Here is a 692-nt window from a genome sequence, read left to right as displayed (position 1 = left end):
GCACGAACGCTGTCTACCTTCAGATCACGGTTTAGACCATATTTGATATTGTTACCATCTTTGGTCACCGTCAGATTTTCTTCGCCTGCAACTGTGCCAATATCAACCGTATCACCTGCTTTCACTGCACCCGCTTTGGCGCCATTGCTTTGTAGATTCCAGCCTTTGTCTAATTCTGTGATTGCATCACCGACATTACGAACGGTTTCTCCATTGACGGTATAGCTTGGTGCCGTCACAGTGCCATCAGGATTAACCGTTGAACCGCCACCTAAAGCATCCGATACACTCTTCGCTGTGCCTGCCAACTGGCTACCATTAATGGCTTCGTCCGAAGTCGCACTGACTTCGCCCGCAGTTACACCACTGATCTTGCCTGTAGTGCCATCAATGTTCACACCATTAGCACCACCAACAGTCACATTGTTAAAATCAACATTATCTGCCGTTGCAACGTTATAGATATCTTGTCCATCTGCTCCTGTGGTTTTAGAAACGGTGATGTTCTTACCTTGAGTGACTTCAGTTTTCGCTGCCGCGGCCGCCTTGTCTAACTGCCCTTTGTTGACTGCATCAGTGTCGTCAACACCTGCACCAACATTGCTAATTGGGTTACCCGCTGCATTGATGCCTGACTTGGTGATACTTGGACCATTGCTAATAGTGACGCCATCGGTATTAATCACCGTATC

General features: G+C 47.7%; 1 pseudogene. It reads right to left on the bottom strand.

What is annotated here, in order from left to right:
- Positions 1–692: pseudogene (locus F902_RS20805) on the bottom strand (hypothetical protein); the annotation flags it as partial.

Source organism: Acinetobacter higginsii (assembly GCF_000369525.1).
GTDB lineage: Bacteria > Pseudomonadota > Gammaproteobacteria > Pseudomonadales > Moraxellaceae > Acinetobacter > Acinetobacter higginsii.
Note: the sequence above shows the minus strand (reverse complement) of the source record. Positions and strands in the feature narration are given on the sequence as shown.